This window comes from Singulisphaera photorubra (assembly GCF_045290345.1).
In the GTDB taxonomy this organism is placed as follows: domain Bacteria; phylum Planctomycetota; class Planctomycetia; order Isosphaerales; family Isosphaeraceae; genus Singulisphaera.
Genome location: NZ_CP155447.1, coordinates 4693175 through 4710088, shown reverse-complemented (window position 1 = coordinate 4710088; position 16914 = coordinate 4693175). Strand labels below are relative to the sequence as shown.

The following is a 16914-nucleotide window of genomic DNA, read 5'->3' as shown; positions in this document are numbered from 1 at the left end:
TGGAGGATGCGCCCGTGGCCAAGCGACAGGTGTCGGGAGAGACCAAGCCGGTGTCGGTATCGGCCGAAGAGAAGGCGCTGAACAATACGATCGGGCAAATTGAGAAGGCGTTCGGTGCCGGCGCCATCATGAAGTTGGGCGAGGGAAGCCACCTCGAAGTGGAAGGGATCTCGACCGGGGCACTCTCGCTGGATTTGGCGCTGGGAGGAAAGGGGCTTCCACGGGGGCGAATCGTCGAGTTATTCGGCCCGGAATCCAGCGGAAAGACAACGATTGCGCTGCACGCGGTAGCCAATGCCCAGGCGGCCGGTGGAGTTGCCGCGTTCATCGACGCCGAGCACGCGCTCGACCCATCATGGTGCAAGAAGCTCGGTGTGAACATCGAGTCGCTCTTGGTCAGCCAGCCGGCGAGTGCGGAAGAAGCGCTGCAGATTGCTGAGATGCTGATCTTGTCGAATGCCGTCGACATCATCGTGGTCGACTCGGTGGCCGCCCTGGTACCCAGGGCTGAGATCGAGGGAGAGATCGGCGATAGCCATGTCGGTCTTCAAGCCCGGTTAATGAGCCAGGCATTGCGGAAGTTGACCGGCGGTGTGTCGCGGTCGAAGTGCGTCTTGATCTTCATTAATCAGATCCGTGAAAAGATCGGCGTGATGTTCGGCAGCCCCGAAACGACTCCGGGCGGCCGTGCCTTGAAGTTCTACAGCTCGTGCCGGATCGATGTCCGTCGGATTGGACCGGTGAAGGAAGGCGAGGAGATCACAGGCTCGCGGATCAAGGTCAAGGTCGTCAAGAACAAGGTGGCCCCGCCGTTCCGGGTCTGCGAGTTTGACATGATGTATAGCGGGGGCATTTCCCGCGAAGGCGACCTGATGGACCTTGCCCTGGCCGACAAGCTCGTCGAAAAGTCGGGGTCGTGGTTCAACTATGGCGACCTGCGGCTTGGCCAGGGGCGTGAGAACGCCAAGCAGTATCTCCGCGACAACCCTGCGATTGCCGAAGAGCTTACGGCCAAGGTTATGGGCACGCGGGGCGGTCAGGTCAGTCCCGCCGCTGCCAACGGAATGGCGGAACTCGAGGCCGACGACGAATAAGTCGTGTCGAGTTCGGTTCTTCCACGCAGAGATTCTCCCGCCGGGCTGCCAACTCGCCCGGTCGTCGGGATTCGGCCTGGTTATCAGGGCGAATTCCCACGGCCGGGCGAATCTCGTTGCTATTCACCGGGAGATCCCACCGTCCGAAGCAGCAGCGGCTACGTAGACTCACCCGGCTTAGGATTCGTTTATGCCTTAATCAATTCCCTTCGATGCGTTTCGGGGGAAGCTGAGGCGGGGCCGGGAAGCAGAGGAGGACGCGAGATTCCTGGGTGAGCGGAACCATCACCGGATCGCTGGCATTTGTGGGCACCAGGGTTTTGATCAATCCTCTCACATTCGCCGCGCCTCGGGGGGCATAGGCCAGGGCACTCGTCTGCCGGGCCAGAACCGCATCGGGCGAAAACTCGTTTCCGAGGGCACCGCCGAGGCGAATCTCGCCATCGCGGCGGATCTCGAAGGTGAGCCCCATCGCATGAAAATCCACGTCAACCATGCTGCCACCGGCTCCGAGCTTCGCGTTTTTCGCCGGCAGGCGAAAATTCATCTCGGTGGCGAGGGCGTTGAGGAGGTCTGCTCCCATCGAACCCTGGCCGGTCGTCATTTCGCCGGAGGCCTCGACCCAGCCCATCCCTTGTCCCGGTCGATCCCCCCAGCGCGCTGATTTGATCGCCAGGTGCGCCAGGCCGCTGAGCCGATGACTTGGGAACCGCCGTCCGACCAGGGTGTTCATGTCGATGTCGTACAAATCCCCCTGGAAGTCGGCCTCCCAGTCCTTGGCCCCCGTCTGGCGCAAGGTCAGCGCCCCCTCGACCCGCGCGGCCGGGCCGAGCCAGTCGGCGGAATCGAAGAAGACATCGAGGACCTGGCCGGGGAGCGGTAGACCATCCATCGTTTTGATTGCAAGGGTCGTCCGGACCGGCTCGGTCTTGCGGTCGCGAATCAGCATGAGTTCGCAGCGGGTGTTGGACCCCTTCGCCACCATCCGGTAGCTCGCCTTGACCGTCGGCGCGACCCGGTCAGTCTGGAAGACACCGGCCACGTCTCGCAACGAGAAGTGCAGGTTATCGTTGTCGAGATCGAGGTGGCAAGTTGGCGCGGAGAGGCTCACCCGATCGAACGAGCCGTCACTGGGGCGCTGAAGGATCAGGCCGAGTTGAGCCATCGCCAGCTTCGGACTTTCCCCACGGAGGCGAAGCCCGTCGGTTTCCACCATGAGTTCGCGGTCGCCTCGGCGCAGGCGGAGCGAACGAGCCCGGGCGATTTCGGTCAGCCCCTTCCTTCTTGGCTCTTCCTGTCGGAAAACCACTCCTTTGCAGATGACCTCGCCGGGACATGGATAGCGGATGCTCTCGAGACTCACCTGGAGTCCGAGTTGACGGCTCATCTCCACTTCGATATCCCGAAGATGCCCTGGTCGGTTGATCTTCCAGGCGGTCACGATGACGTAGGACGTCGGTAGCACCGCGATAACGACCAGAAGACAGGTCGCGAGGATCTGACGGTACGGACGTGCCAGGGGAAACATCCTTGCCTCCCGTGTGCGAGGGGTACTCGAATTCGGGAGCCATCCGGCGAGCGCCGAGATGGCTCCGTTCGAATGGCTGCGCGCCGGCAAGACTCCGCCCGCCGTTGAGTTCGTGCGCGATCGGCCCGTAGGATAATCCAAAGGGCCGACCGCCTCAATTTGAGTTTGTCGGTGATCGCTGGAATCAGGTGAGTCGGGTGATCCCGCGAAGCGACCTCAGGATGCCGTTCCCCACGTTTCCAGATGGGTGCGGGCCAAGTCATGGAGCGCCGCGTGGGCCGCCTTGATTGCGCCGAGACTGGTGCCGACGTATTTTTCAACGAGGGCCGCGGCAATCTCGAAGGCCACCACATTCTCAACGATCACACTGGCGGCGGGGACCGCACAAACATCCGATCGTTCATAGGCGGCAAGCTGGGGGCTTTTCGTTGCCATGTTCACCGACGGTCCCCGAGCTGCGAGGGTGCTGATCGGCTTTTTCGAGGCACGGACGACGATTGGCTCCCCGTTTGAGGTGCCCCCCTCAATGCCGCCCGCATTGTTCGTGGGGCGTCGAAAGCCGAAGCGACGGTCGGCGGAGGGGTGGTCTGGCTCATGGGCGATCGGATCCATCACCTGGGAACCAGGCCGGCGGGCGGCCTCGATCCCGAGCCCGATCTCAACTCCTTTGATCGCCTGGATGCTCATCACGGCGAGCGCCAGCCGCGCATCGAGTTTGCGGTCCCACTGCGCGTGGCTTCCGAGCCCGATCGGGCATCCGCTCACGATCGCCTCGACAATGCCGCCGAGCGTGTCGCCCGCGGCCTTGGCAGCGTCGATCGCCGCGACGATCGAGGGATCAGCCCCAGGGTTGAGTGTGTAGACGGGACTGGCGTCACGAACCGACAAGTCGAACGAGAGCGGGGGGGCCGCGATCCCTCCTAGCTCGCGAACGTACCCGATGACGTCGATTCCGAGCTCTCTGAGCAAGAGCTTCGCCAAGGCACCGACCGCAACCCGAAGCGCGGTTTCTCGGGCACTGGCACGTTCGAGGACCTGGCGGATACCCGTCTGATAGTTGATCGAGCCGGCCAGATCGATGTGACCGCCCCGAGGTGAGGCCGGTTCCTGGAGCCGCTCGAGCTTGGCGTCGTTATTGACCAGCCTCAGCGTGATGGGCGCACCGGTTGTGACCCCGTGATAGGTCCCGGAATCAATGATGATCCGATCGGTCTCGAGCGTCTGCCGTTTTCCTCGGCCGTACCCTCCTTGCCTCCGCTTCAACTCGCCATCGATCAGTTCCCGGTCGATCGTGATCCCCGAGGGAAAGCCTTCAACGATCGCGGTGAGGGCGGGGCCGTGCGACTCGCCTGCGGTCAGGTAGCGGAGCATGTCATTTCCAGGGGAAGGCGTGGCCAGTCAGGGTCTCGTAAGCGTCCACATATTTTTCGCGAGTCTTCGCCACCACGTCGTCGGGCAAAGTGGGGGGAGGGCTGGACTTGTCCCAGCCGGAAGCATCCAGCCAGTCGCGAACAAACTGCTTGTCGAACGAAGGCTGAGGTCCCCCCGGGCGATACGTTTCTGTCGACCAGTATCGCGAGCTATCAGGGGTCAAGACCTCATCAATGAGGAGGAGTTCACCGGTTTCCCGATCATGTCCCCACTCGAATTTGGTATCCGCCAGGATCAGGCCTTGAGAAAGCGCTCGTTCCCCAGCCTTTTCGTAAAGGGCGATGCTTCGATCCCGCAGCGTTTCCGCCAGGCTGGCGCCCAGTGCATCGACGAGCACAGAATACGAGACGTTCTCGTCGTGTCCGCTCTCCGCCTTGGTGGCGGGCGTGAAATAAGGCCGGTCCAGCTTCGAACTTTCGACCAGGCCGTCGGGCAGGCGCTCGTTACAGACGGTTCCCGACTGACGATACTCGCGCCAGCCGCTTCCTGAGAGATAGCCGCGAACGACGCACTCGAACGGAATGACGGCGGCCTTTTTGACGATCATCGATCGGCCCGTCAACGCCTCGGTGGTCGCGGCCGAGAGGTTGAGTTGAGCGTCACGGACGTCGGTCGAGAGGATATGGTTGGAAACGCCCAACTGGTCGAACCAGAACATGCTGACGCCGGTCAGGATCCGCCCTTTATCGGGGATGCCGTTAGGCATGACCCAGTCATAAGCGCTGATCCGGTCGGTCGCGATCATCAGAAGGCGATCGCCGAGGTCGTAAACGTCCCGAACTTTACCCTGGCGTTTCGGTAGCCCTTCGAGTGCGGTCTCCAGCAATGTCACGCCGCGGGGTCCTTCTGATCCGTTTTCACTGGGAATTTTCACTGATAGATGACAGTAAACCAAACGAACGAGCCGAACAAGTCCGCTCGAGACCGGCGACTTCCACGTTTGCCTTGCATCGGGTGAGTTGTTTGGATTAAGATCGTCTCTTTCGCCCCGGGGCCATTCGTCCGCGGGAGGCGATAATTTCGTGGCACTGAGTCGCAAGTTCGTGGCGGCGCCGGGGGAATCAGGGCGATGTCGATTGATAAGAGTCTGAAGAAGGGGGGCGGGTTAACCCGAACCCGGAACGTGTTGACGAGGCCCGAGCGACTGGCCTTGCTGCAAGAGGACGAGCGTTGGGCCCCGGCTCAAGGCGTTTTCAACTTGCCCAAGACCAAGTTCCGCCGACTGGCACCCGGGCAATCGGGTCCCAAGCGACCGAGCTGACGCCAACCACTTTGGTCGGGACTTCCGATCATCATTGTTACGAGCGACCCCCGGCAGCAATCGTCGGGGGTTTTTCTTCGCCCGTAGCCGGTTAGCGATCGGTGGGTAGAACGTTGATCTCGGAAGCAAACGCGAAGTCAGTCGGGGTCAGGCCACCGTCGGAGTGAGTGGAAAGTTCGAGTCGAACGTGACGGTAGCTCAAGATGATATCGGGGTGGTGGTCGAACTTCTCAGCCACCGCGGCCACTTGGTTGACAAACTCAAGCGCGCGGCGGAAGGATGGGAATTGCCACGAGCGGATGAGCATATCGCCCTCTCGCTCCCACCCCTTGGCAGTGGCCATCCTCTCTAGGATCTCCGGTTCGCTCAGCTTGGCCATAAGATTCCCTTGGGGATTGGCGCAGGTCGCATGAGGACGGCCGGTGCTGTAAATGAGAACGGCCGATTGGCAACCGCCTCCAGGTTCCTTGAGATCTATTATTTCCGCGCAGCGGCGGCGGAACAAGGGAAAACCTCAAGGGCGAGGGAAGACAGTAATTACGATGACCACGACCCTCGTGCTGTTCTGCGTCGCGATCGTCGGCGTGAGCGTTCTCGGCGGACTCCTGCCGTTGGCGACCGTGTTGACGCACACTCGCCTACAAGGCTATCTGAGCTTTTCCGCCGGCGCCATGCTTGGTGCGGCCTTCTTTCACATGATGCCCGAGGCCGTGCGGATGGGCTCGGCCCATACCCTGAACTGGTCGGCGTTCGGGCTCCTCGCCCTCTTCTTTCTGGAACGATTCTTCGCGTTCCACCACCACGAGGCCCCGGCTGATCCCACCGAGCCGTGCCCGACTCATGCCCACGAGCATACGCACGGGCGTGGGCACTCGGCCGGTCTCGTCGATTCCGCGGCGCCCGGCGGTTCAGCCTCGGGGACCAAAGGGACCTCGCTCCATTGGGGGGCGGCCGCTTTCGGCCTCGCCGCGCATTCCCTGGCCGGGGGCGTTGCCCTGGCGAGTGCCTCGGTGATTGCCCACGGGCAACCGACTGGCCTGGGGGCCGCTGCCTGGGGGGTCTTTCTGGCCACTATCATCCACAAGCCGGCCGATGCTCTGACGATCGTCAGCCTGATGTTGCGTGCTGGCGCACCTCGCATGCTGGCACACCTCGTCAACCTCGGCTTCGCCTTGATGATCCCGCTCGGTGTCGGAATCTTTCTCCTGGGCATGGATAAAATGGGACCGGATGCGGCGGCCTCGGCCACTGCGGCCGCCTTGGCCTTCTCAGCGGGAACGTTTCTCTGCATTGCTCTGAGCGACTTGCTCCCCGAGCTGCAATTTCACGAGCATGATCGGGTTTTCCTCTCCTTGGCCCTTCTGGCCGGCTTTGCCTTGATGGGCCTGACCTCGATGTGGGAACCCAGCGACGCGCATGATCACGCTCCGCACAAACACTCTGCGATACCGGCTCGGGCCTCGTCGATTGCTCGCGGTTAATACCACGGTTCTGCGTGGGAATGATCGCGTGGTCGCGTGAATGGGACCGCTCCGCCATGGGCGATTCTTTCAGTTTTTTTGCGCGAAGTTTTCAGGCTCTACGTCTATGATTTGAGTTGTGGAGGGTCGGCTTCCCCGCTCAGAGATGAATGACGTGGACGAAGTGGTCCTTTGCGCTGCATATGATGGGCTTGCTTGTATACGTGCTCCCTTGGCAAGCCCCACCCGGCCTCCGCTTTTCCTCTTTCGAGGGATCAGTGTCATGCACGATTCGAGGATCTTCACGCGGTCGATGCTTGGGATCGGTCTCGCGTGCCTGGCGATGACTTGGTGTTTCGCGGGGGACGAAGCGTCGCCTCCGGCTGCGGAAGTCGCACTGCCCACGATGCGGGGGCCAGACGGACAGATCGTCAATTTGACCGCCCCTCGCGGGGGGATTTCCGCTTTGATTTTCTATTCCTCGGAATGCCCGATCTCGAATGCCTACAGCCCGGAGCTCAACCGGCTGCGTTCGGAGTTCCCGACGGAATCCGTGAAAATCGTCGGCGTTTGCGTCGACCACGACCTTTCGTCAGCGGACTTGATGGCGCACGCCAAGGATTTCGATCTCAAATTTCCGGTCGTCCAGGACCGCGGGGGGGCGATTGCCACCACGCTTGGCGCGGCGGTCACCCCCGAGGCGTTCGTTGTCGATGAGCGAGGCCGGATTCTCTACCACGGGCGAATCGACGATCAATACGCCGCGCGTCAGAAAAAGAACGCGAACCCAAAGGTCAGCGAACTTCGTGACGCGATCGTCGCCGTGCTTGAGAAACGAAAGGTCGCGATCGCTCACGTTCCGGCCGTCGGTTGTCCGATCCCAAAGCCCATACCAACCGTCACTGCACCAACGTATGCGGGTGAGGTCGCCTCGATCCTTCAGAAGAATTGCCAGGAGTGCCATCGACGCGGTCAAGTGGGACCATTTTCGCTTGAGACCTATGAACAGGCTCGCAAGCGTGCCAGCGACATTGCCACGATCGCCGAAGAGCGGAAAATGCCCCCGTGGAAACCCGACCCGCACGTGGGCCCAGGACTCAAGAATGACCGCTCGCTGTCAACCGACGAAATTGCCACTCTGACGGCCTGGGCCGAAGCCGGTGCTCCGCTGGGAGACCCCGAGCGCGTTCCGCCGTCCCCCAATTTCCCTGAAGACTGGGCGCTCGGCACCCCCGACCTCGTACTGGCGCTCGACGAGGATTTCTCAATCCCCGCGGACGGTGACGACATTTATCGTTGTTTCGTCCTGCCGACCAATTTGCCGAAGGACGTTTACGTCTCGGCAATCGAGTACCGGCCCGGTAACCGTCGGGTGGTGCATCACATGCTCGGCTATGTCGATGTTTCGGGAGAGGGGCGCAAAAAAGACAAGGCCGAACCAGGCCAGGGATACTCCTGCTTCTCGGGCCCCGGGATTGAGATTGATGGAGACATGGGTGGATGGGCGCCGGGCAATGAGCCAAGCCATCTTCCCGAAGGGCTCGGGCGGTCGCTGCCCAGTCGGGCCGATGTCGTCGTGCAGATTCACTATCACCCGAGCGGAAAGCCCGAAACGGACCGTTCCCGGATCGGTCTCCATTTTTCCAAGAAGCCGGTCCGGCAGATTCTGCATTGGAATGCCGCCATCAAGTTCGACTTGAAGATTCCGGCCAACGATAGGAACTTTAAGGCCGAGGCCGCCTGGCCTGTCCCAGTCGACCTTCAGGCCTGGGCGGTCACACCTCATATGCATCTGCTTGGGAAAAACATGAGCATGTCGCTCAAGTTCCCCGACGGGCGAATCCAAGAGCTTATCAAAATCGGCGACTGGGATTTCGGCTGGCAGAACTCCTATTTCTTCAAAGAGCCGATTACTCTTCCGAAGGGGACTGTTCTGAAGGTTGTCGCTCACTTTGACAATTCCGCGGACAACCCCCGCAACCCGAACCATCCTCCCAAGGACGTGGCCTGGGGTGAGGCCACGACCGATGAGATGTGCATCGGCTTTATCGCGGTGACCAAGAAGGGACAGGACCTCACCAGGGCGGGAGAGAAGGACGACCTGCACGACCTCTTCAAAGCTCAAATAAAGGAGTTCGAGAAGAAAATGAAAGAGCAGGAAGCGAAGAATCGGAAGCAGGCCTCAAAATGAGCCAACGGGCCGTCCCGCTTCGGGACGGCCCCGTCCGGTTCGAGGAAGGATGCGAGTATCCCATTCCTCAACTTATGTCACCATGAACTCAATCGACTGGCTTGTTTCTTCCTTGCTTCCAACTCGTCGAACCACGGCTTTCGCCGTGTGTTTGCCGGGCCGAGCATCGTTGAGTGGGAACTTGTGATAGTGGTCAACGAGACCAGTTCCGTACGGTCGCTTCTTCGTCACGAGTATCGGCGAGACTTCCACGTCGTCCACGATCAATTTCACCAGCTCGGCCATTGGTGCCTTGGGCATACCCTGGGTCGTGTTCTCCCAGGCGCATCGCACACGAAGTAAGACGCCTTTCTCGGGCCGCGCGACCTCGAACGCATCGGCGGGGTCAAGGCGACGAGGGAGACGAGCGGCCTCTGGATCGCAGGGTTGTCCCACCAACGCCAGGCAGAAGCCTGTTGCTGGACGAAATCAACCACCTCGCGTGATCCACTGTGCATCCAGGTCTCAAAACGGCTCACGGCATCGTGACGGACGGCCACGACCCAGTTGTTCTTGAGTGCCTCGAGCCAACCTTCCCAGGTCGGCGTTCGCGCGAGAAAGAGAGTACGGAATCCTGTGGTCATGTCGGCAAACCACCATGATTCCGATCCGTGGGCGTCCTGCAGCGCGATGAACGGGATCTGCCCGCGGTACTGGTTGAGGAAGGCCTCGCTGTTGGCGAAGTCGGGATTCCCAAAGTGAAACGTGCTGATTGCCGTGAAGCCACCGCGCTGGAGCGAGTCGTCGAGGAAGATCCGGGTCAGTTCTTCGTTTTCACCGAACTGCCAGAGCAGGCGGCCGCCTCCCTTCTGGAGTGGATCCAACCGGCGCTCGCGGAACTGAGGCCAGGAAACCACCCCTTGGTTCGCGAGCGAAGGGCCGATATCAGCGGCCGCCGGTGCGATGATGTCGCTGGTGTGGCTGTATGTGCCCATGCCAGGTACGTCGACCCAGGTGTTGTACTCCTCATTCGCCACGAAAAAGGTAACGGGCACCTGACCTTGGTCGGCGATCTCCTGGGCACGAGCAAGCCAGGCGGGACTGGAGTTCTTCGCCCCCCAGAGATGAATCTTCAGCCGCTGAGCCAGGGCCACGGCCTCAGTAGGGCTTCCTTCGCCATGGGCCTCGACCTGGATCGTGAAGACCTGCAAATCGGCGGGCAAGGCTGACCTTGGCCGACGCGCCTGCCTTGAGACCGGTGGGGCTTCAAGAGCTCCGAGTGTGTCGAAGGCGTCGAGGGCGTCATAAGTCGCCATCGGGTTGCTCAACCAACCGGGCCGATTGCCGAAGCCACCGTCGGCGTTCGCGAGCGAGGCGAGGTACTGCAAGCACCGCTCGCGGTTCGCGGGAGAGGCGCCAAGAAGCTTCAGTGCACAGAGCGCTGCACGGGTATAAGCCACATCCTCCACGCCTCCGACTTCGGCGTTGGGCTGGTGAGTGAATCCCCCTGACGAGGTCTGGCAAGCTTGAAGCCAGGCCACGGTTTCCTGCTTCCGTTCCTCAACACGGCCGAGAGAGTCCAACGCTTGAAGGCCCCACCACGTGTTCATCACGTGACCGTCGCTGGAGTCGGCGGCGGGGGTGTTATTGAAACTCCCGTTGCCACGGCGCCGTTCCAGCAGATAGGGGACGAATTCGGGGGAGAGATCGCTCAAAGGGAGGTCGAGTAGTTTGCGACCCAGGAAGGCCATCAACTCGAATCGGAAAACCGGATAGCCGTGCTTTTCATACTGCTTGGGGTAGATCGAGGGGCGGTTCCAGGTTTTGACCTGCTCCCGAAACGATGAGGCGTCTTCACCGAGCCAGAGGAGGCTCTGAATCTGCTGGTACTCGTAAACCTTGAGGTCTCGCTCCAGCGTTTTCAAGTGAAACGGATGATGACTCACCACAAATTCCGCCAGCTTGCCCTTCGCCGGCGGCTCTTTGCCCAGCAACCGGTAACAGCCGATCACGGCAAAAGTCGGAGTCAGATGAGACGTGGCCTGATCTTCCCAGGCATAGCCGTGATCCGGCCGGGAGAGTCGCTTCAGGTAAGCTTCGACCGCTGAGCCCCAGAGTTCCCGAGCGCCGGAGCCCTGGGCCATGGAGAACGTCGAGAGGCCTGCGCAGAGGGGAGCCACGGCCATCGACTTCAAGAGGGCGCGCCGGCTTAATCCCGAGAGTTCGCCCTGATCGAACTCGTTCCCTCGGTCCTGGCGAGGCGATTGATAGGGCGTCATTGTGCGCTTCCTTTCGCCTTGGCTTTCGCTTTGCCCGCAGCCTTCTTCTGTCCTGCGGTCTGGATTGGCCAGAGTTCTGAGTCAACGCGTGCCGACTTGAAAAATGTCTCGAATATCTTGACTTGATCGGGATGTTGGGAGGCGACGTTGTGTTTTTCTTCGCGATCGTCCTTGAGGTCATACAGCTCGATCGGCCCAGTCAGACCGTGGCGGATGGCCTTCCAGTCGCCAATCCGGGCGGCCTGATCAAAGCCACGCTCGTGGAATTCCCAGTAGAGCGGCGGATGCTTGATCGCCTGGCCGTCCAGCAGGGCGGGAAGAATCGAGATGCCGTCGAGGTTTGCGGGAGTCCGTCGACCGGTCAGCTCGGCCATCGTCGGGAGGAAGTCCCAGAAGGCCCAGACCTGGTCGCTGACAACTCCTGGCTTGATTTTACCAGGCCAGCGGGCAATGACGGGGCTTGCGATGCCTCCCTCGTACATGTCTCGTTTGTGGCCGCGAAGCGAACCGGAGTGATTGAAGAGCGCGTCGGAGTAGGCTGCGCCGTTGTCGCTGGCGAAGATGACGAGCGTTTTTTCGTCGAGCTTGAGCTCTTTGAGAAGCGCCATCAGGCGTCCCACGTCACCGTCCATCCGGGTGATCATGGCCGCGAGCGTTTTGAGGTTGTCGGGCCACGGTTTGTCCGCGTAGAGGCCCAGGTCGGGAACCTGCAACTTGGAGTGGGGGATGGTGAATGAGAGGTCGAGGAAGAACGGTTTCTCCTGATTTCGGCGGACAAATTCGAGGGCTTCCTTCGTCATCAGGTCGTGCGAATACGCTTTGCCGTTGAGCATGACCTTTTCGTTATTGCGCCAGAGGTATTCGGGATAATACTCATGGGCCATGCGTTGGCAGTTGTAGCCGAAGAACTCATCGAACCCCATCTTGTCGGGCGTGCTGACCGAATCGGGGTGGCCGAGGCCCCACTTGCCGATCAAGCCGGTGGTGTAGCCTGCATACTTCATGATATGGGCCACGGTAATCGTGTCGGCCGGCATGGGAACTTGCCCTTCCGGCTTGATCTCGCGATTGCCTCGAATTGCGGCATGTCCGTTGTGCTTGCCCGTCAACAAGCTGCACCGGGACGGTGCACAGACCGTGGCACCGGCATAGGCCTGCGTAAACCGCGTTCCTTCGGCGGCCAGTCGGTCGATGTTCGGTGTCTGGATAAGCTTCTGACCGAAGCAGCCGAGATCGCCATAACCAAGGTCATCGGCGAGGATGAAGATCACGTTCGGCGGTGGAGTTGCGGCTTGAGCTTGACCACTCAAGGGGGACGCAGCCAAGAGTGTGAGGCCGCCGATACAAGCGAGGATTCGAGAACGAACGCGATCGAGGCCTGCTATTCTCATCTGACTGCTCTCCCTGATGATGAGACTCACACGAGTGCGGAATTCGGGTGGCCCCTCGCTTCCGCAAACCCGAAGAGTGATTGATAAAGCAAAAGCATGAACAATCAGAATGTTTCATGTGCCCGCGGGAGGTGTCGCGCCTCCCATGATCAACGGTTTGTGATCAATGGGCGATCTTAGCCATCGTCACGGAGGAGCACAAGGAAGGCGATTGCTCGGCCTGTGGCACGCCTTGTTCAGAGGGCGGAAAGCCGAGGTCGAGAGAATTCGAACTCACCGCGAGCTCCGGACAAGTCTCCATTGAATGAATTCAATCGTTTTTTAGAAGGGTAAACAAGCCAAGGCATTACGTTGTGAATTACTCGGCGCTGGCGAGGCCCTGCCATCTGGAATGATTCGGTTTGTTCACGGCATTGGGAGATTTGTTGGGAGATTGTTTGAGCCGATGACGCTGAGAACAGTATAGAGTGGATCTGGGGGTCTATTTGCGCCCTTTGATTGGCAAGGGGCGGCCGATGAGGCTTCGCTGGCGAGGGTGAGCGGGATGGACCAACGCGAGCTTGTGCGGCTGGTTCGAGGCCTGGCGGTCGTCATCATCCTGGGATGGTCCGTGGCGGGACTCGCCGCGCCTCCAGAGTTGACGCAGGCCGGTGCTGAGAAGACGAGAGCCCCGGCTACCTTCTCCAAGGACGTTGTCCCCTTCCTCAGCAAACATTGCTATTCGTGCCATGGCAATGGGAAGAGCAAGGGCGATCTCACTCTCGATTCGGATCGCGATGAGCAGGCAGTCGAGAAGAATCGCAAGGTCTGGGAAAACGTCGTCGAGATGATCCGAACGGGTGAGATGCCCCCCAAGAATCGCCCTCGCCCCTCCTTGAAAGAAGCCGAGGTCGCTCTCCTCGCCATCGATGGGGTGCTCAATAAGCTCGACTGCGAGCAAACCAGGAACGTGGGGCGAGTCACCCTGAGGAGGCTCAATCGGGTCGAGTACAACAACACGATCCGCGACCTCGTTGGCATCGACTTCAAACCGGCGGCGGACTTTCCCAACGACGATGTCGGTTATGGTTTCGACAACATCGGCGACGTGCTTTCCCTGTCTCCCCTCCTATTTGAAAAGTATCTCACCGCGGCGGAAACGATTCTTGAGCAGGCGATTGTCACCGACAACACCCCCCAACCTACAAAATCCCGGCTTGGTGGAATTCGCGCGACGGAGGGAGCCGGTGGAGATAAACGCGGTTCAGGCCTCTTTCTCCACTCGATCGGCTCATTCCGCGCACAAAGCTATTTCGATGAGGGCGATTACAAGCTGCAGGTTTCGGCCTTCGGGCATCAGGTCGGCGATCAGCCGGTGCGGGCAATCGTTCGAATCAATGGCGAAGACATTCAAGAGTTCGACGTGACGGGCGATCGCTCGGCTCCGACCAAGATCGAGCAGCAAGTTCGGATCAAGGCGGGGACGAAGACCATCGCGGTGACGTTCCTCAACCCTTATACCGACCCGAAGAACCCTGACGGCGAGAAGAATCGCCGGCTCCTCTTCTGCGTGGGATCGAGATGGACGGTCCGTATAACCCTCCTCCTCAGGTCTTCCCGGAAAATCACCGGCGGATCATGAACCATCAGCCCGGCCTGGCCCCTCGTGAGGCGGCCCGCGAGGTCGTTTCCCGGTTTGCCGCACGGGCATTTCGCCGTCCCGTCCAGCCGGACGAGGTCGATCGCCTGATGAAGCTCTATGACAAGGCCGAGTCCGAAGGGGAACGCTTCGAGGCTTGCGTCCGATTGGTTCTGGAAGGGGTCCTGGTTTGGCCTGACTTCCTCTTTCGAGTCGAGCTCGACCCGCGTGACGCCCAGCCGGGCACGAGCTACCCGATCAACGAATACGAACTGGCGAGTCGGCTCTCCTACTTTCTCTGGAGTAGTATGCCCGATGAGACGCTTCTGACGTTGGCGGCGGAAGGTCGTTTGCGTGGCGAACTCGAGAGCCAGTTGCGCAGAATGCTCAGCGATCCGAAGGCGGCCGCGTTCGTCGAGAACTTCGCCGGGCAATGGCTGACGATCCGGAAACTGGCTTTCGTCGCACCCGATTCAAAGGAGTTCCCCGGGTTCGATGACGAGTTGCGCTCGTCCATGATTCGGGAGACTGAGCTCTTTTTCGAGTCGATCGTCCGCGAGGATCGCTCGATCCTCGACTTCTTGGATGCGGATTACAGCTTCGTGAATGAGCGGCTGGCGAAGCATTACGGCATGTCAGGCGTTGAGGGGAAAGAGTTCCGTCGGGTCAAGCTGCCGGCCAATCGGGGGGGGATTCTGACCCACGCCAGCATTCTTACGCTCACCTCGAACCCGACCCGGACCTCGCCGGTGAAGCGAGGAAAGTGGGTCCTCGACCAGCTCTTGAATACGCCACCGCCTCCGCCACCGCCCGACGTGCCGGACTTCCCCGAGGAAAAGCGACTGACCGGCTCGCTTCGCAAGGTCATGGAGATGCATCGGGAAAAGCCGATCTGTGCCTCCTGTCATCAACGCATGGATCCGATTGGATTCGCCTTCGAGAACTACGACGCCACCGGAGCCTGGCGCGACAAGGATGGAACGTTCTTGATCGACCCATCAGGCGTGCTCCCCGACGGCCGTTCTTTCCAGGGACCGACGGAGCTCAAAACAATACTCCGAGGCAAAAAAGAGTTGTTCAGCCGTTGCCTTGCCGAGAAGATGCTAACGTACGCGCTCGGACGCGGCCTGGAATACTATGACAAGTGTGCCGTGGACAAGATTCTTGAAGCTTTGAATCAAAACGGTGACCGATTTTCCGTCTTGATGACGGAAGTCGTCAAAAGCGAACCCTTCCAGATGCGAACGGCGACCGGGGAGGTACGATGACGAACGGCGGGCGGATCTCGAGGCGGACGGTCCTGCGCGGGCTCGGTACAGTGGTCTCCCTCCCGTTCCTGGAGGCGATGCGCCCCAGAGTCTGGGCGGCGGCCAACGCCGCTGGTCAGGCGGCATCACCCCGGCGCCTGGCGTTCATCTATGTTCCCAACGGCGCGATCATGGACGACTGGACGCCCACGAGCGAGGGCGCCAGCTTCGAGTTGCCGGCCATTCTGCAACCGCTGGCCCCGTACCGCGACGAAATGCTCGTTCTGAGCGAGTTGACCTGTGACAAGGCTCGTCCCAACGGCGACGGAGCCGGCGACCATGCGCGTGCCTCATCGGCGTTTCTGACCGGCTGCCAGGCGCGGAAGACCGCCGGGGCTAACTTCCGGTCCGGCATCTCGGCCGACCAGGTCGCGGCGACTCGCCTGGGCGATCGAACCCGCCTGTCGTCACTCGAACTGGGCATCGAACGATATCGAGGGACCGGCAACTGCGATAGTGGATACTCCTGTGTCTACGAGCATACGATGTCCTGGCGGTCGTCAACCTCGCCACTGCCGAACGAGGTTGACCCTCGTCTCGTGTTCGAGCGGCTCTTCTCCGACCAGTCGAATGACCCCAGCCGACTGAAGCGGAACCGGCTCCGGGCAAGTGTGCTCGACGCTGTGATTGCCGATGCGCGCGGGCTCGAGAGTCGGTTGGGTGGAGCGGACCGGCAGAAGCTGGATCAATATCTTACCTGCGTGCGTGAGCTCGAGCTTCGGATCGCCCGCGCGGAAACCTTGCCGCCGATTCAGCCTCCCGCGGGCGCAGTCCGGCCCGAGTCGGTTCCGGCCGACCTTGGGGATCACTTTCACCTCATGTGCGACTTGATGGTCCTCGCGTTCCAGACCGATGTGACTCGCGTGGCGACTTGCATGTTCGGTCGCGAAGGGAGCGAGCTGAAGTACAAGATGGTAGGAGTCTCCGAAGGTCATCACGAGCTGACGCATCATCGTGGAGACCCGGACAAGATCGACAAAGTTCGTTCAATCAATACTTTTCATATTCAGCAGTTTGCTTATTTGATTGGCAGGCTCAAAGCCATCCCCGAGGGAGAGGGAACGCTGCTCGACAATTGCATGATCGCGTACGGCAGTGGCAATAGCGATGGCAACCGTCACTCACACGACAACCTGCCGATCCTCGTCGCCGGTAAGGGGGGAGGGTCGCTCAAGCCCGGCCGCCACGTTCGTTTTCCGAAGGAAACCCCGGTCAATAACCTCTGGCTCTCGCTTCTCGACAGGATGGGTGCGCACCTCGATCAACTCGGTGACAGCACTGGCCACCTCGAAGGCCTCTCGTAAGTTGCAAGAATGAGCCCGTGAGCTGAAGCCCGGCTGCTTGGTCACGGGCTCATTCCAATTCGAGGCACCTC

The 16914-nt window shown here is 60.7% G+C and carries 13 protein-coding genes; 7 read left to right on the top strand and 6 right to left on the bottom strand.

The genetic code is table 11. The features are described 5' to 3' along the window. Nucleotides 1–14: 14 nt before the first annotated feature. A complete protein-coding gene (recA, locus tag V5E97_RS17745; protein ID WP_406700624.1) occupies nucleotides 15–1094 on the top strand; it encodes a recombinase RecA in 1080 nt (359 codons plus the stop codon). 199 nt (nucleotides 1095–1293) lie between these two features. Here recA and V5E97_RS17740 read toward each other — a convergent pair whose 3' ends face one another. From V5E97_RS17740 to V5E97_RS17730, 3 genes are all read right to left on the bottom strand, one after another. After that, complete coding sequence (locus V5E97_RS17740; protein ID WP_406700623.1) at nucleotides 1294–2622, bottom strand: hypothetical protein; 1329 nt, start codon at nucleotides 2620–2622, stop codon at nucleotides 1294–1296. 216 nt (nucleotides 2623–2838) lie between these two features. Continuing rightward, nucleotides 2839–3993: a chorismate synthase gene (aroC, locus tag V5E97_RS17735; RefSeq protein WP_406700622.1), complete on the bottom strand. Its 1155-nt coding sequence runs from the start codon at nucleotides 3991–3993 to the stop codon at nucleotides 2839–2841. Between the two features lies 1 nt (nucleotide 3994). Beyond that, entirely contained in the window at nucleotides 3995–4885 is an 891-nt protein-coding gene (locus V5E97_RS17730; protein WP_406700621.1) for a phosphoribosylaminoimidazolesuccinocarboxamide synthase, read from the bottom strand. A 237-nt stretch (nucleotides 4886–5122) separates the two neighbouring features. Here V5E97_RS17730 and V5E97_RS17725 point away from each other — a divergent pair, with 237 nt between their 5' ends. Further along, nucleotides 5123–5314 carry a small basic protein gene (locus V5E97_RS17725; protein ID WP_406700620.1) on the top strand — a complete coding sequence of 64 codons (192 nt, stop codon included), beginning with the start codon at nucleotides 5123–5125 and terminating at the stop codon, nucleotides 5312–5314. 91 nt (nucleotides 5315–5405) lie between these two features. On the opposite strand, the gene V5E97_RS17720 is transcribed toward V5E97_RS17725, so the two are convergent. Beyond that, nucleotides 5406–5657 (bottom strand): 4a-hydroxytetrahydrobiopterin dehydratase, encoded by a 252-nt coding sequence (locus V5E97_RS17720; RefSeq protein ID WP_406700619.1) that lies wholly within the window; start codon nucleotides 5655–5657, stop codon nucleotides 5406–5408. Nucleotides 5658–5856: 199 nt separating this feature from the next. Here V5E97_RS17720 and V5E97_RS17715 point away from each other — a divergent pair, with 199 nt between their 5' ends. Then, nucleotides 5857–6795, top strand: a complete 939-nt coding sequence (locus tag V5E97_RS17715; RefSeq protein WP_406700618.1) for a ZIP family metal transporter — start codon at nucleotides 5857–5859, stop codon at nucleotides 6793–6795. A gap of 262 nt (nucleotides 6796–7057) precedes the next feature. Then, nucleotides 7058–8965, top strand: coding sequence for a redoxin domain-containing protein (locus V5E97_RS17710; RefSeq protein WP_406700617.1), 1908 nt, complete (start codon nucleotides 7058–7060; stop codon nucleotides 8963–8965). Nucleotides 8966–9234: 269 nt separating this feature from the next. Here V5E97_RS17710 and V5E97_RS17705 read toward each other — a convergent pair whose 3' ends face one another. Further along, complete coding sequence (locus tag V5E97_RS17705; RefSeq protein WP_406700616.1) at nucleotides 9235–11223, bottom strand: prenyltransferase/squalene oxidase repeat-containing protein; 1989 nt, start codon at nucleotides 11221–11223, stop codon at nucleotides 9235–9237. Then, nucleotides 11220–12614, bottom strand: a complete 1395-nt coding sequence (locus V5E97_RS17700) for an arylsulfatase (protein ID WP_406700615.1) — start codon at nucleotides 12612–12614, stop codon at nucleotides 11220–11222. The genes V5E97_RS17705 and V5E97_RS17700 overlap by 4 nt, the downstream gene beginning before the upstream one ends. Nucleotides 12615–13158: 544 nt before the next feature. Between V5E97_RS17700 and V5E97_RS17695 the strand changes: the two genes are divergently transcribed. Genes V5E97_RS17695 through V5E97_RS17685 form a run of 3 tightly spaced genes read left to right on the top strand, consistent with a single transcriptional unit; the run spans nucleotide 13159 to nucleotide 16843 of the window. Continuing rightward, nucleotides 13159–14235, top strand: a complete 1077-nt coding sequence (locus V5E97_RS17695; protein WP_406700614.1) for a DUF1587 domain-containing protein — start codon at nucleotides 13159–13161, stop codon at nucleotides 14233–14235. Beyond that, a complete protein-coding gene (locus V5E97_RS17690; RefSeq protein ID WP_406700613.1) occupies nucleotides 14175–15500 on the top strand; it encodes a DUF1592 domain-containing protein in 1326 nt (441 codons plus the stop codon). The genes V5E97_RS17695 and V5E97_RS17690 overlap by 61 nt, the downstream gene beginning before the upstream one ends. After that, nucleotides 15497–16843: a DUF1552 domain-containing protein gene (locus tag V5E97_RS17685; protein ID WP_406700612.1), complete on the top strand. Its 1347-nt coding sequence runs from the start codon at nucleotides 15497–15499 to the stop codon at nucleotides 16841–16843. Before V5E97_RS17690 ends, V5E97_RS17685 begins: the two co-directional genes overlap by 4 nt. Nucleotides 16844–16914: the final 71 nt, after the last annotated feature.

Coding starts and splice junctions, on each gene's coding strand:
- V5E97_RS17720 (WP_406700619.1), bottom strand. CDS start 5,657: ATGGCCACTGCCAAGGGGTGGGAGCGAGAGGGCGATATGCTCATCCGC.
- aroC (WP_406700622.1), bottom strand. CDS start 3,993: ATGCTCCGCTACCTGACCGCAGGCGAGTCGCACGGCCCCGCCCTCACC.
- V5E97_RS17710 (WP_406700617.1), top strand. CDS start 7,058: ATGCACGATTCGAGGATCTTCACGCGGTCGATGCTTGGGATCGGTCTC.
- V5E97_RS17740 (WP_406700623.1), bottom strand. CDS start 2,622: ATGTTTCCCCTGGCACGTCCGTACCGTCAGATCCTCGCGACCTGTCTT.
- V5E97_RS17700 (WP_406700615.1), bottom strand. CDS start 12,614: ATGAGAATAGCAGGCCTCGATCGCGTTCGTTCTCGAATCCTCGCTTGT.
- V5E97_RS17705 (WP_406700616.1), bottom strand. CDS start 11,223: ATGACGCCCTATCAATCGCCTCGCCAGGACCGAGGGAACGAGTTCGAT.
- V5E97_RS17715 (WP_406700618.1), top strand. CDS start 5,857: ATGACCACGACCCTCGTGCTGTTCTGCGTCGCGATCGTCGGCGTGAGC.
- V5E97_RS17685 (WP_406700612.1), top strand. CDS start 15,497: ATGACGAACGGCGGGCGGATCTCGAGGCGGACGGTCCTGCGCGGGCTC.
- V5E97_RS17690 (WP_406700613.1), top strand. CDS start 14,175: ATGGACGGTCCGTATAACCCTCCTCCTCAGGTCTTCCCGGAAAATCAC.
- V5E97_RS17725 (WP_406700620.1), top strand. CDS start 5,123: ATGTCGATTGATAAGAGTCTGAAGAAGGGGGGCGGGTTAACCCGAACC.
- V5E97_RS17695 (WP_406700614.1), top strand. CDS start 13,159: ATGGACCAACGCGAGCTTGTGCGGCTGGTTCGAGGCCTGGCGGTCGTC.